General features: G+C 39.6%; 6 protein-coding genes and 1 pseudogene. 2 read left to right on the plus strand and 5 right to left on the minus strand.

The features are described from left to right. Nucleotides 1–38 precede the first annotated feature (38 nt). From FCR06_RS19170 to FCR06_RS19190, 5 genes and pseudogenes are all read right to left on the minus strand, one after another. Nucleotides 39–443, minus strand: a complete 405-nt coding sequence (locus FCR06_RS19170; protein ID WP_138502495.1) for a hypothetical protein — start codon at nucleotides 441–443, stop codon at nucleotides 39–41. Nucleotides 444–575: 132 nt separating this feature from the next. Then, on the minus strand, nucleotides 576–2,669 hold the full coding sequence (locus FCR06_RS19175) for a patatin-like phospholipase family protein (RefSeq protein WP_138502497.1): 2,094 nt from the start codon (nucleotides 2,667–2,669) through the stop codon (nucleotides 576–578). A gap of 212 nt (nucleotides 2,670–2,881) precedes the next feature. After that, complete coding sequence (locus FCR06_RS19180; protein ID WP_138502499.1) at nucleotides 2,882–3,859, minus strand: MvdD family ATP-grasp ribosomal peptide maturase; 978 nt, start codon at nucleotides 3,857–3,859, stop codon at nucleotides 2,882–2,884. Nucleotides 3,860–3,914: 55 nt separating this feature from the next. Beyond that, nucleotides 3,915–4,256 (minus strand): annotated as a pseudogene (locus FCR06_RS19185) (MvdC/MvdD family ATP grasp protein); the annotation flags it as partial. A 565-nt stretch (nucleotides 4,257–4,821) separates the two neighbouring features. Further along, nucleotides 4,822–4,974, minus strand: a complete 153-nt coding sequence (locus FCR06_RS19190) for a microviridin/marinostatin family tricyclic proteinase inhibitor (RefSeq protein ID WP_138502500.1) — start codon at nucleotides 4,972–4,974, stop codon at nucleotides 4,822–4,824. 1,232 nt (nucleotides 4,975–6,206) lie between these two features. Between FCR06_RS19190 and FCR06_RS19195 the strand changes: the two genes are divergently transcribed. Further along, complete coding sequence (locus FCR06_RS19195) at nucleotides 6,207–10,514, plus strand: SDR family NAD(P)-dependent oxidoreductase (RefSeq protein WP_138502502.1); 4,308 nt, start codon at nucleotides 6,207–6,209, stop codon at nucleotides 10,512–10,514. Then, nucleotides 10,511–16,015: non-ribosomal peptide synthetase (locus FCR06_RS19200; protein WP_138502504.1), on the plus strand; the 5,505-nt coding region annotated here is incomplete at its 3' end. The genes FCR06_RS19195 and FCR06_RS19200, both read left to right, overlap by 4 nt.

Consider the following 16,015-nt stretch of genomic DNA (forward strand, 5'->3'; position numbering starts at 1 on the left):
CCTTAAAAAAGGGGCTAGGGGGGATTGAATCGAATGCACTAGATTACTGGTTCCTCATCAACAATTTCTACTGTCCTTGGAGTAGGCCCTTGTTCAGGCTCAGTAATGACTACTGGGCTAATATGATGTTWCAATTTGAGCTTGAGGTCATCTGTAATCGGTAATTCTTGAATTTCTTTAAGGAGAAATCTCACAGATTCGGTTTTGCTACGTTCTGTATAAATGAACTTGAGAACGGTTTCAATCCCAAATGCTCCTATATATTCCCCTAGAATACCTACCAAACCAAGCAGTCCTAAACCTCCTAACAAGCCTAAAGGCCCGCCCAGCGATGAAAGCATAGCGACAACTGCGGCGACACTGCCCCCTGATGCAGACGTTGCAATCACGAAAAGTATACCAGGAAGGCCCAAACCAGCAATTTTTTTGACGAGTTCATCCATTGTACTTACCTACAATCCTTATAAGGTGAAAACATTACAAATCGAGTGATTACTAATTTCTTCAAAAAAGAAATTAAAAATCCTTCTTATATTTTGCACCGTTTGCCTGGTGCAAGATATAAAAAACTTGATCTAGACCAATAAAAGACTACACAGTTCATCAATTTGCTGACTTTTTTCAGAAATCAATCGATGGGCTATAGCTTGTAGCTGACGAGTATTTTGTAGTTTGGTATTGTCTATCTCTTCAAGTTCCTCATCTAAAAATGTTTGAAAGCGATAATAAAAACTTTTAGTTTCTTTATCATTAGGTTCAAACAACTGTTCTAATTGTCCAGATACCACTTCACTACCACCGTCAAACACAATATTTAAAAGTGGTTTTACCCATTGCAAAAGTCCCCAATTTTTGACTTCTTTATAAAGATAAGCACTAGTCAGCGAACCTGTACCTAAAGAAACTACTAAAATATCTTCTGTAGTGAGGACTTTTTTTTCTTTTCGTTTAGTATTAATTTGTGCTTCTAAAATAGCTAGATGGGCTGGATTATTAGCAAACACTCCACCATCAATTAAAGTATAGGCACTATTATAATCTTGAGTATTTATAACACGATGGGGAGCAAAATAAGTCGGAGTGGCAGTCGTTGCCAATGCTGCATCTAAGAGCGAAAACCCTGCACATAACTTGCGAAATTTTTGAGATTTTTTCTCTTCTTTTTCTAGTTTGTTTGTAAAAAATATCGGAATTCGCTGCTCAATATCATAACTAGTTACAAAAACTTCTTTGAGATTACTCTCTAAAGGAGCTTGCTCAAAATATTGCCTTAAAATTTCTTTTTTGCTTTCAGAAGGATATTTGGGCTGGAGAAATATATCCTCTATTGGGCCAAGTATTCTTTCAAAGAATGGCTCATAAAATATTTCTACCCCATACTCAAGAAATAGTTGTAGGAGATCCTCAGCAGTATATTGAGCTAATGGCAAATCAGATACATCAGAACTTAATCGGGGTTTCGTTAATCCGAGTGCCAGAATTCCGCCGCTGGAAGTTCCAGTAATTAAATCAAACAAACTAAATATAGGTTTTTGCGTCCGCTTTTCAATTTCTGCTAGGAGAAATGCAGGAATAATACCCCGAATGCCGCCTCCATCAATGGAAAGTATTTTATATTTGGGCTGGGCTTCTGTATTCATAGTTTCTGGCGGTTCCTGTTGAGTTAATGTTTGTGCTTGTTGGACATTAACGGAATCTTCAATTTCCTCTGTTTTGGTTTCTTCGTTGTCTGACTTGAGAGTTATCAAGGTTGGGACAAGCTCAGATTCTTCGGTGTTTATTCGTGTCTGTTGAGTTTCCTGTGGTTCGTCTTCCTTTTCGCTTACTAACGGTACTGTTGCTGCTAATAAAGTTGTAGTTATTGTTGAGATATTTTCTTGCGGAATAAGTGGTGTTTCAATTTGGATCTCTTCTTGGATATTCTCTTGATTGGATGATGGTGCTGCAAACGGAACTGGATTAGATGATTGTGTTGCAAATGGAATTTGTGCTAACTCCCAAGCAGGATTACCACGGAAATTTCCTTGATAGGACTTTCCAATTTGATTTTTGACTGTTGTCCCTTGCCCGTCATCTAATTTCCAGTAAGCCACTAATCCTTCTTCATCTCCGGCTATTAGCCCAGAATGCTGGGTCTGGATTTGTGCCTGAGTACATGGATAATTCCAAACGCTAATATTTGCTAATTGTCCTTTAAAATAAACCTGTTTGTGTACAGTTGCGCCCAGAGTTACAGAACTTGTTGCTTTGTTTAAAGATGAACCTTTAAGAGAATCTGTGTATACACGGCTATCAAGATATACTGTTATTTCACCACTGTTAAAAACAATGGCAAAAAAGTGCCATTCTCCTATAGTTAATTCTCCATTACCGAAGGTTTTAATACCCTTACTCACAGTTTCGTCAATGTAAACATCTAGGCTGTTTGTTTCACTGATGCCAAATTCAAAATTATCGCTGTATCGTTCTGAAGAACGGGCAAAGAATACATTACGAGTTCCGTAACTAGTAGCTTTATTTGTTAGTTGATGCGGATTTATCCATCCTGAAACAGTAAATACTGAACTTCCTTGAGCGAAAACGCCGCCAATATCATTTCTGCCAAAATCTATATAATCATTTACCCCATCAAATGTCAAAACTGTTTGTGTATCTGCTAGGTTTGTCACAAGGATTTTATCTCCAATATAAATAACTTTTTAATTTAAAAATCAGACCTTAAATATTAATAATTTTAATCAAAAAATTCACTATTAACTTCCAAAATGATATGTAATGTAGATATGGTTGCTACTTGACTCTAGAGAACGTTACCACAAACATATCTTTTAACCGAGTATCTTTACGGTGGATGACAAAAAACTAAACAATGCTCAATAGCTTAACTTTTATTAGTTAGTAATACTTCTGCGATCGCCTGCGAGATAGGATAGTGCGGTGAATATATTTCCATCCAAAAAAATTCTCCGACTGGATTAACTTCAAGGAATACATGCTGACCATTGGGGGTGACAATAATATCAATTGCTCCATAGTTTAAGCCAAACTCAGCCATTAGTTTGAGTAGCTTTTTCTCAATATCTTCTGGCAAGTCGTATGGTTGCCAATTTTTACCTAAAGCTAGCCCCTCTTTGCGCCAGTCGTAAGTAGATCCTGACAAACTTTGCGAGTCTACGGAGGCAGTAAATACGCGGTGTCCAACGATAGTTGTCCGCAACTCCAGGGCTTTGGGCACGTTTTCTTGAAATGTCATCGGGCAAAAACGCAGCCCTTCCATATTATCTAGATCCTCATCTGTAACTGGAGTGGTAAACACCACGTTTTCTCGTCCTTGATCGTCATAGATAGCAAAGGAAGAAAGCATCTTGGTTACTATACCTTGCTGATATTCTTGAGCAAATTGCTTGACTGCTTCAGGATTGTTTGAAGTCAGGGTACGTGGAGTTAAAAGTCCGAGTTTTCGTGCGACTTGCAACTGTAGTTGCTTATTATTAGCCCGATCAACATTTGACATTTTGTCGAACTGAAATCCCTGGAGGCTGGCAATCATACCTCTGACGGTGGCGCGACATTCGTTAATTGACGCATCTCTATATTGCTTGTCCATTGAGTTAGGTATTTTTTGCCCATAGCGCATCCGCCGATACCAAACTGAGGACACTTCACTCGAATCTAGCTTTTGTTCGCCATCAGTAATAATTACCCGTTCTGTATTACCAGAGTAAATATCTAGCTTGACTTCGGTAGGATATCTGTCTGTGTCAAACCGAAATGCTTTTTCTCCTCTAGCCTCAATTTCTTTAGTTACTAGAGGAATGCTTTCGTTGTCATTGCTAAACGTAACTATTAATACCGTCATAAAAAATTGTTAACTAAAGTTCTTATTTTTATAGTTTGTAGTAAGGACTTTAGTGCTTAAGACTGTCCCAAAAACCATCTAAGGTTGCTTTTGATTCTCTAGTACAAGCTTCTCGGAACTTTGGAGCTAATTCTGCACCTAATTCTGGTTCCCAAATACGCTGCATCCATACAGCTTGCACCTGCTCTGTGCTGATAGAGTGGTTACCATATTCTATAGTGTGATAGCTTTTTGATTCGTCAAAGTGTGCTACTAATTGCACTTGTTGGAGAAACTTATCGGTGTCAAGGCGAATCGGTTTTACCCCTTTTTTTGACAAGGCTTGTGTGACTCTACCTATTGTGAAAAAATCACCACTGTGGGTGATTAATAAAACAACGTCACGCGACAGATGCATAAAATATTTTTTGGCTTCGTTTTTAACAGGTAGATGTTAAGGAATAAGCTAATCGGCGTTTAACTTGCATCATCAGGGTGCTCATATTGCCCATCCCACAAGATATTGATAAAATTTTAATCTGCAAATTAAATGTGTTTTAGCTTACCTAAAGAAGTTTTTCTCTTGATACTTAAGTTCTTAAATTGGATTTTTCCTCCCCCATTCCTCTGCTCCTCTTGCTCTTCAGCAGTTAACGGCAGTCGCTATAACGGATAGCGCACCGTTAGCGGGTCAGACGCTCCTACGTCGCTAACACTACGCAATCGAGCGTCAAGGGTTTCCCACGTCAGTAAGCACAACGAGGGGCTTCGGGTCTTCGTTTGGGGACTAGGCGTAAAAAGCAAGTTGAAGAAGCTTTGAAAGCAGCTTGCTCGACTGAAGAGCGAGCCGCTTGGAAGGGTTTCCCGTGAGCATTAGCACAGCAGTAACGACGCAGGAGCACATCACTGGCAGAGGAGTTGCAACTGCACTGTGTACCCTGCTTACACATATATATCTAAGATATTTTTTAGTTGTGAACCCCTTAACTGTCTTCCAAATCAGAAGGAAATTTGAAAGTGAAAGGAGGAGGAGGAGGGGTAGTATCTGGCTTTTCAGTTACAGATTGCTCTTGCAAGAAGCGTGCGAAGAATGGCAATACTTGGATATCTGATACTTTGACTGTATTTGTATACATTGCTATTTTTCCTTTGGGAAAATTTTTCAAGAATAAAGCTACGTGTCGTAAATGTCTAGTTGAGTTGAGGCTGTCAATAGTCAATTGTTAATCGTCAAGAAAACTATACTCTGGACTTTTGACAACTTTCACCTTGATCTAATCTACAAGTTGCGTAAGCCTTATAGTTTTAGCCATTAAATATATGCCATTAATTAAGTATGTACGCAAGGAAAGTTAAGACACTTAAGAAATTAATCAGAAAATAGTTAAAAGGCTGTTTCTAAAGAAATGTAAAGAGTGGAGTAGATCAGCTAAGTTTATGATTCATCCCTCATAATCACCTTTTGTACATTTCCCAAAAAACGGTATCAAACATTAGTGTTTTTTGATACTAATGACAGAAAAAAAGCCTTTCTGTCGTACTGAGCTTTTTCAAAAATCAAATATAAGTCCTATATCTACTTAACTTTCTTAACTTTCCTTGAGTTCCCGCTATGAAGCTGAGAGAATACTAAGCTGTATAAATTAAAAAACAAAGGTAAAAAAATTTGCTTAACTTAGATTAATACGGAGTAACTTTAATACGTAGCTCTTATCTGATATCAAGCATTCTTAGCAAAACTATAGTTAGCTAATTTTAATTCTAAAAGAGCAGTCTTTAAGTAAAAATATAGAAGTTAATGCATTTAGATACTCAGGCTAACATAAATAGTGTTACTTAAAATTTCGTAGAAGCGGAGGTACAAAATAAAACTTTTTGGCTAGCAATACTTAGGATGGACTACACCTACCCGTTATCAAAAAAAGTGCCACTGATTTTTAACCGCCAATACTCCGTATAATATTAAATTCGATATTCACATACTGCGGGTCTATTGTAATGGGGAAGACCGCTTTAAAATATTGTATTTGACGGTAGTAGTGAAGTAGTAACCCGAGAATTAAAACGATATTTGAACCGAATGATAAAGGTAGTAAAAGTTTTTATTATCGTTTTCAAACGTCCCCAGCAGTGAACAACAAGCAACAGATAACGTTAAACCATAAAATATTCTTCAGTTACAAGCATTAGCTGCTTGGCTGATTGTAGAAAAAAGACAAACAATTAATAAGTTGTATAGTTTATTATAAAACTAGTCTTTATTGACGGCTTCCTGTTATTTAATATCAACTCTTACTCTTATTAGCAAAAGTGCAGTTAGGTAAGCATAATTCTGAAAAAGCGAACCGCAAGAAGGATATAGAATCAAATGCAGTTAAATAATTATAATCTGCCTTTAGCAAATTCAATTAATAAAAATTTTATATGTAGAGAAGTAGAAGTTGCTATTCGGTTGGGTTTAGCTGTCGACGATTGTGTAGTAATCCAGAGGCAGACAAAAAAGTTAAAACAAGAGTTAGTTGCTTATATAGTTCCATCAGGTTCTTTTATACTAAAACAATTGTTATTTGACTTGCAAAAAATTCTACCCAGCGAATACATCCCAAAGGCGATCGCACTAATTTCTACCATACCCTTGACAGATAAAGGAGAGTTAGACAAAGCGACTCTAGCCACTATAGAACTGATTGACTCTGATCTAATACTTAATATAGAGAAGCAACTAGAGTCATTGTCAGAAATTGAGCGCGTTGCTGTGGTTATTGAACCCCAAGTTAAGATTATTCCTACTCTACATTTAGAAAATTTACTCGGCGAAAATCAAGCGATATCTTTGGCAACGTCTCTAACAAATGTTTTTGAAAATAGCCTCCTGCAAAAAGTACAAGCAATTATACCTAATGAGAATATAGAAAATCAAAATTCTGACTCGTCAAAAAAGCTAGCCATTAGTCACGGAGAACCTCTACAATACTCCGAAAACACTTCTAAAACTTTACAAGAAGTGCTGCAACGAACTGCTCAAAATTCAACTAAAGGTATCATTTATGTTCAACCTAATGGTAGTGAAAAAATTCAGTCTTATCACCAATTATGGCAAGATGCTCAAAGAATTTTAGCGGGATTAAGAAAGCTGGGACTCAAGCCCCAAGATAAAGTAATTTTTCAACTAGAAGATAATCAAGATTTCATCTGTGCTTTTTGGGGTTGTGTGCTAGGGGGCTTTGTGCCGGTGCCAGTGTCTATCGCACCTACCTACGAACCAGTCAACAGTAACGCAAGCAAACTCCAAAATGCTTGGCAAATGCTGGGAAAACCGATTGTACTGACGAGTGCTTCTTTAGCTCCTAGCATTGATGGTTTTTTTCGGCTTTTAAATTTAGAAAACTTTCAAATTGCAACTATTGATCGCTTGCGTGAGTGCGAACTGGATTTAAATCTGCATCAAAGTCAGCCAGAGGATTTAGCGATTTTGTTGTTAACTTCTGGAAGCACTGGCATACCCAAGTGTGTGATGCTAAATCATCACAATATATTGAGTATGACAGCTGGCTCAGTTTCAATAGGTCATTTCTCCAGCCAGGAAAGCGTTTTAAACTGGATGCCTCTGAATCATGTCGGTGCATTGGTATCTCTCAGTATCATGGCTGTTAGTATAGGTTGCCAACAAATCCATGTACCCACTGACTTGATTGTGCAAAATCCGCTCAAGTGGCTAGATTTGATTGATAAACATCAAGCTACGATTAGTTGGGCTCCTAACTTTGCTTTTTCCCTGGTATGCGATGCCCTTGATGACCTTTCCTATGGAACGCTGCACGAACGGTATCGGGCTTTTGATATCGAGCGCCAGAAATGGAATTTATCCTCAATGAAGTTTATAGTCAACGCTGGAGAGCCGATTGTCACTAAAGTAGCCAGGAATTTTTTAAAGCTGCTTCGCCCTTATGGTTTACCAACCAACGCGATTCATCCAGCCTTTGGGATGTGCGAAACCGCTTCAGGTATTACTTACTCTAATAGTTTTTCCCTAGAATCGTCATTAGATGACACCACATTTGTAGAGTTGGGGTCTCCTATTGCTGGTGCTTCACTGCGAATTGTTGACGAAAATGAACAAATAGTTCTAGAAGGCACAATCGGGCGACTGCAAGTAGAAGGTGCATCTGTTACTAAAGGTTACTATCAAAATCCCCAGGCGAACCAAGAAGTTTTTACCTCTGATAGTTGGTTTAATACAGGTGATTTAGGATTTCTGGATCAAGGGCGTTTAACTATTACTGGACGGCTCAAAGATGTAATTATCATCAATGGGTTGAACTACTACTGCCATGAAATTGAAGCTGCTGTTGAGGAACTCCCAGCAGTGGAAGTTTCATATACAGCTGCCTGTGCAGTCAAACAACCAGGAAGCAATATTGATAAACTAGCTGTATTTTTCAACACTTCCTTTTCTGATGATGCCAGTTTAGTAACGCTGCTTAAGGAAATTCGGGCTTCTGTTGTCAATAAAGTGGGAATAAACCCAGATTATCTAATTCCAGTAAATCAAGAAATTATTCCTAAAACCGCGATTGGGAAAATTCAGCGATCGCAACTTAGCCAGGGCTTCCAAACAGGCGAGTTTAAATCAATTATTAAACAAATTGATACGTTACTGGGTAATGCCAATACCATTCCCAACTGGTTCTACCGTCAAGTATGGCAGCCTAAATCTCCCATTAGTTCTAATTCATTTTTAACTATTACTAATTTCACTTTATTATTTCTAGATTCTTTCGGGCTAGGGTCTTATTTATGTCAAATATTCTCAGAACATAATCTACCATATATCACTGTTTCACCTGGAAAAAATTTCTGCAAAATCAATCGCTCACACTACACAATTACCCCAAGACAAGCCAATGATTACCAACTATTATTCGAATCTCTGGCGGCAGATAATATTGTTATTGGGCAGATACTTCACCTATGGACTTATGACAACTATGTTGGCGAAGTAAAAAGCAAAGATGCCCTCGAAGAAGCACAAAAGCAAGGAATATATAGTTTATTATTTATAGTTCAAGCTTTAGCTAAAGTTCAGGGTTATGACAATTCTGTTCAATTGTTATTTATTTCTACTCATATCCAGTCTATTTCCTCAACTGACCCAATAGCTTACGAGAAATCAGCCGTATTAGGGCTGTTAAAAACCATTCCCCAGGAACTACCTTTTTTAAACTGTCGCCACATCGATTTGCCTTTCACTGAAGTTGAAACAAACGGGGCATATATTTTACAAGAACTACAAATTTACTCAAGAGAACGAGAAATAGCCTACAGGAATGGGCAGCGTTTAGTTCCTCGTTTAGAAAAAGTGGATTTTGCAAGGGAACCTAAATCTTCAATTCCTTTCAAGCAAGGAGGAACTTATTTAATCACCGGAGGACTCGGTGGTATAGGTATTGAAATTGCGCGTTATTTGCTGAAACATTACCAAGCTCGGCTACTGTTAGTTGGCAGAACTCCGATACCCCATAAAAGTAGTTGGAATGTCTATTTAGAGAAGAAAGATGGTATTGCACAACGCATTAAAGCTTACCAAGAGTTAGAACAGCTTGCGGGAGAGATAATTTACGAAGCTGTTGATATTTGTGACTTAAAACAGTTGCAGATAATAGTTGAAAAAGCTAAATACCGATGGAGTAAAAATCTGGATGGAATAATCCATTTAGCTGGAACTTTCCACGAGCAGCTTATACTTGAAGAAACTCAGGAGAACTTAGCAGCAGTGCTGCGTCCCAAGATGTTGGGTGCTTGGGCGTTGCATCAATTGGTAAAAGACGATAAAAGCAGCATTTTTATCAACTTTTCTTCAGCACATGGTTTTTTTGGTAGTACTGCTGTCGGCGCTTATGCTGCTGCTAATAGTTTTCTTGATCGCTTTTCTAATTACCAAAAATACAACACTAAATTATCGAGCTATTGTTTAGCTTGGAGTATGTGGGATGATACAGGGATGAGTCAGGGATATCAGATGAAGAATCTGATCCGCGCCAAAGGTTTCTATGTGATGTCTGCTTCGCAAGCTATATCTTCAATGCTAGCTGGCTTACAACATCAGCAAACAAACCTATTGATAGGTTTAGATGGCAGCAACCAAAATATTCAACGTTGGCAGTCTCAAGCCTTTAATTTACAGAAGTTAACTGCATATTTTACTTCTAGTAGTAACAAAATTGTTCAATTACCAGAATTGCGAGTGCAAGACCGTTTTGGAACTTCTTGCACTTGCAACTTAGTACAACTGCCCCAAATGCCTTATCTCGAAAATGGCGAAATCGATCGCGCCAGCCTCATTAAGAGAATTAACACTCAAGAAATTAGGGAGCGAATAGAACCACGCAACGAGATAGAGTTCAAAATTGCTCAATGTTGGCAGCAAGTTTTAAAAGTACCACCTTTAAGTATTCATGACAACTTTTTTGAGTTGGGTGGAAATTCACTACTAGCTGGCCAAGTAATTTCTCGGTTACAAGCAGATTTTTCTTTAGAGTTGTCTTTACAACGTTTATTTAAAGCACCCACGATCGCTAGTTTAGCCCAGAGTATTGAGGCGATTCGAGGATTAACTCAGGATAAGAGTGGATTTATTGAGGCGATCGTAGAAGAATATGAGGAAGTAAGGATATGAGAATAGAAGAGTTTTTAGCTAACCTGCAAACCAAAGGTATAAAAATTTGGATTGACGCAGATCAACTTGGTTGTCGCGCTCCTAAAGGAGTAATCACAGCAGCTATCCAGCAGGAACTTAAAGAGCGAAAAACAGAAATCCTTGCTTTTCTCAAAGAAGCTCAAACAGCGACACAATCTACTTCTTTCCCTCTAACACCAGTTGCAAGGGATAGGGAGTTGTCTTTATCTTTTGCTCAACAGAGGATGTGGTTTCTTTCTCAACTAGATAAGGAAAGCCCATTTTACAATGAAAGTTTCCAACTGCGGATTGTTGGAAAGCTCTCAGTCACAGCCTTAGAACAGAGTATCAACGAAATTATCCGTCGTCATGAAGCCTTACGAACTACCTTTGCTGTGGTAGAGGGCATCCCTTTTCAGGCGATTGCACCCACCTTTACCATAAATATACCTGTGGTGGACTTACAGGGTTTACCAGAAGCCTCAGTGCAACAAATAGTCACTTCATTGGTTCGCAAACCCTTTGACTTGGGTATTGCTCCTTTGTTGCGAGTTACTCTACTGCGTCAGGAGGTAGAATCTCACTTGTTGATCTTGACCATGCATCACATCATTATCGATGGCTGGTCAATGGGGATATTTTTCAAAGAGTTAGAAGCTATTTATCAAGCTTTTATTAGAGATCAACCAAATCCCTTACCAAAGTTAACTATACAATACGCTGATTTTGCCCTTTGGCAACGCCAGTGGTTAACTCAACAAGTTCAACAAAAGCAACTTGATTACTGGAAACAACAGTTAGCTGGTGCGCCGCCTTTATTGGAGTTACCAACAGATTATCCGCGTCCACCAGTGCAGACTTTCTCTGGTGCTACCAAAAAATTTCAACTAACAGAGCATTTAACCTCTCAACTAATAAGCCTCAGCCAACAGTCAGGTGTCACCTTGTTTATGACCCTGCTGGCAGCTTTTGCAGTTTTACTGCATCGTTATAGCGGTGTAAATGATGTTTGTATCGGTTCGCCTTTTGCTAACCGCAATCGTCAAGAAATAGAACCACTAATTGGCTGCTTTGTCAATACTTTAGTGTTGCGTACTCAAATTGAAGATAATCCTAGTTTCTCTAAATTTCTCCAACAAGTCCGCTCTGTTGTTTGGGATGCTCACGCACACCAAGACATACCATTTGAGCAAGTGGTAGAAGCAGTACAGCCAGAACGTTCTCTTAGCTATAATTCCCTGTTTCAAGTGGTGTTTGTTTTAGAAAATTTCTCACTCGATACTTTAGAGTTACCTGATATTAGTTTGACTCCAGAGATGGTAGAGCGGGGTACATCTCAGTTCGATTTGAGCCTCTCGATTTGGCAGACACAAAAGGGATTAATTGGGTCGTGGGAATATAACAGCGATCTGTTTGAGGCGGATACAATTGCTAGGATGACTCTTCATTTCCAGACTTTGTTAGAAACAATAGTCAGAGAACCCAATCAGAGAGTTGGAGAATTACCTTTAGTAACTGAGTCAGAACGGCATCAGTTATTAGTGGAATGGAATGGTACTCAAACAGACTATCCCCAAGATAAATGTATCCATCAGTTGTTTGAAGAGCAAGTAGAGCGCAACCCTGATGCTGTAGCAGTTGTGTTTGACAATCAACAACTGACATATCAGCAGTTGAACACTCGTGCAAATCAATTGGGACATTATTTGCGCTCTTTAGGTGTGGGAGCCGATGTGCTGGTAGGGTTGTGTGTGGAACGCTCAGTAGAAATGATTGTGGGCATACTGGGTATTCTCAAAGCAGGTGGGGCTTATGTGCCACTTGACTCTGAGTATCCCCAAGAGCGATTAAGCTTCATGCTCGAAGATACTCAGCTATCAGTAATATTGACTCAAGAAAAGTTAGTTAGTAAGCTTTGCGATCGCTTTTGGCGTGGCTTTGGCGATTCTCCACAGGAGACGCTACGCGATCGCAAAGTTCATGTAATTTGCTTAGACTCAAACTGGGATATCATCAGCCAACAAACACAACAGAACCCGACTACCAGCATCAAAGCTCAGGACTTAGCTTATGTAATGTACACAAGCGGTTCTACAGGTCAACCCAAAGGTGTAAGCATTATTCACCGAGGTGTAGTTCGATTAGTTAAACAAAACGACTATGTAAGCTTTTCTGAAAAAGAAGTATTTCTCCAATTTGCTCCTATCGCCTTCGACGCTGCAACTTTTGAAATTTGGGGAGCGTTACTTAACGGTGGAAAACTTGTAATATTCCCTGCCGACACCCCATCAATAAATGAATTAGGACAAGTTATTGAAAAATACCAAGTTACTACCCTTTGGCTAACTGCGGGTCTATTTCATTTAATAGTAGATGAAAATATTGGGGCTTTAAAACCATTACGTCAACTGTTAGCAGGTGGTGATGTTTTATCTGTAACTCATGTCCAGAAATTTCTTCAAACTGTAGAAAATTGCCGACTAATTAATGGTTATGGCCCTACAGAAAATACAACTTTTACTTGCTGTTATCAAATCCCCAAGTCATTCAGTTGGGATGTTTCTGTTCCTATCGGTCGTCCGATTGCTAATACCCAAGTTTACATATTAGATAAAAATCTCCAACCAGTACCGATTGGTGTACCCGGGGAGTTGCATATTGGTGGGGAAGGATTGGCACGAGGCTATTTCAATCGTCCTGAAACTACTGCTGAAAAGTTTATTGAAATTGAATTATTTGATAAAGTTGAACGCCTTTACAAAACAGGGGATTTAGTTCGTTATTTACCAGATGGCAATATTGAATACCTGGGACGCATTGACAATCAGGTGAAGATTCGTGGTTTTCGTATCGAGTTGGGAGAAATTGAAGCAATACTGAGCCAACATGAAAATGTGCAAGCCTGTTGTGTGATTGTTCACGAAGATGCAACTGGCGATAAACGCTTATTTGTCTACGTAGTACCGCAAACAGAGGTAATATCCATCAAGGACGAACTACGTCAGTTTCTTGCCGATAAACTGCCTCACTATATGATGCCATCGGCTTTTGTAATCTTGGAGTCCTTACCACTAACTCCCAACGGCAAAGTAGACCGCCGTGGATTACCAGTACCGGATTTCTACATTGAAACAGCAAATAAATATGTAGCTCCGCGTACCCCCTTTGAAGAAAAGTTGGCACAAATTTGGGCGCAAGTCCTCAAAGTAGAGCAAGTTGGCATTTATAATAATTTCTTTGAACTAGGGGGACACTCGCTGTTAGCGACCCAAATAATTTCTCGCTTACCAGAAGCTTTTGGGAGTTCGTTATCGTTGCGTTCTTTATTTGAATCACCAACAGTTGCTCAGTTAAGTGAAGTCATCTCTAATGAACTGCAAACTAATTCGGGTTTGACAGTACTGCCGATTGTGCCTGTTTCCACAAGACTTGACATACCTCTATCTTGGGCGCAGGAACGCCTATGGTTTCTGCATCAATTAGAAGGTGAAAGTGGAGCTTACACGATAAATTTCCCCTTGCATTTGGTGGGGAATCTCAATATTAAAGCCTTAGAAAAGGCAATTGAGGAGATGGTGCAGCGACATGAAGTTCTGCGTACTCGCTTTGAGATTAAGAATGAGAAGTTAGTACAAGTAATCGGTCCCAACATTACCATCAAGTTACCAATAGTGGATCTACAAAATGTAGCAGATCCTTGGCAACAAGTGGAGCAACTAGCAATTAAAGAAGCCTACAAACCATTTGATTTGGTTAACGATCCTGTGATTCGGGTCAARATGTGGCAAGTTGCTCAACAGGAGTATGTATTACTGATAGCCATCCACCATATTGCTGCTGACGGTTGGTCATTAGGTGTTGTTAACAGCGAACTGTCTGCCCATTATCGAGCCAATGTCACAGGTAGTTCAGTTGTCTTACCATTACCTGTACAGTATGCTGACTTTACCTTATGGCAACGCCAATGGCTGACAAATGAGGTACTAGAGCGTCAGTTAAGCTATTGGAAGCAACAGTTAGCAGGAGCGCCACCTTTATTGGAATTGCCTACAGACCGCCTCCGCCCAGCCATTCAGACTTTTCGAGGAGCAACAGAGCAGTTTCAACTGGATAACAAGCTAACTTCTGCGCTGAAAAAACTGAGCCAAGAGTCAGGAAGCACTTTGTTTATGACACTGCTGGCAGGTTTTGTGGTGTTAATGTCTCGCTACACTGGACAAACGGATCTTGTAATTGGCTCTCCAATTGCTAATCGTAACCGTAAAGAAATTGAAGGGTTAATTGGGTTTTTTGTCAATATCTTAGCCTTGAGGTTCGATTTATCAAAAGAACCAACCTTAAGAGACTTATTGACGCAGGTACGACAGGTGACTCAAAACGCTTACGACCATCAAGATTTGCCTTTTGAGATGTTAGTCGAAAAGTTGCAATTGGAGCGAAACCTGGCTCATAACCCATTGGTACAGGTGATTTTTGCTCTCCAGAATGCTCCTACCTACCCTTGGGATTTGCCTGGTTTAAAGGTGGAAGAAATGCCTTGGAAGCTTGATGCCGTGCGGTTTGACCTGGAAGTACACTTCTGGGAAACTCCAGAAGGTCTTGAGGGCTTTTGCTGTTACAGCACCGATTTATTTGATGGGACAACGATCGCCCGCATGATGAAGCATTTCCAGAATTTGCTCGTGGCGATGTCTGACGACAAGCCGCTTCGCGTCTACGCTGCAAATCCACAGCAGCCAGTAGCTTTACTACCCTGGCTCACACAGCAGGAGCATCATCAATTGTTGGTGGAATATAACAACGCTCAACTAGATTATCCCCAAGATAAGTGTATTCATCAGTTGTTTGAGGAGCAGATAGCGCGTACTCCCGATGCGGTGGCGGTAGTGTTTGCAGGTCAACAACTTACATACCGAGAATTAAACTATCGTGCTAACCAATTAGCGCATTACTTACGTTGTTTGGGTGTGGGAGCAGATGTACTAGTAGGCATTTGCGTAGAGCGTTCTTTAGAAATGATTGTGGGACTGTTAGGAATTCTCAAGGCAGGTGGAGCTTATGTACCACTTGACCCGGTGTATCCCCAAGACCGTCTTAGTTTCATGTTACAAGACGCTCAAGTATCGGTGCTGTTAACCCAACAGCAATTAGTAGAATCTCTGCCCAAATATCAAGGGCGTATCGTCTGCTTAGACACTGACTGGGAAAACATAGCTCAAAACAGCTTCTCAAACCTACAAAACACCGCAACACCCGATAAGCTAGCTTATGTTATCTACACTTCAGGTTCTACAGGTAAACCCAAAGGCGTTTTAGTCAATCACAATAATGTAACTCGTCTGTTTGCAGCCACAGACTCTTGCTATAACTTTAATACTCAAGATGTATGGACACTATTTCATTCTTATGCCTTTGACTTCTCTGTATGGGAAATTTGGGGTGCTTTGCTGTATGGTGGACGACTGGTAGTAGTACCTTATTTAGTGACGCGATCGCCCGAA

The organism is Nostoc sp. PA-18-2419 (assembly GCF_005869855.1).
Classification (GTDB): domain Bacteria; phylum Cyanobacteriota; class Cyanobacteriia; order Cyanobacteriales; family Nostocaceae; genus Nostoc.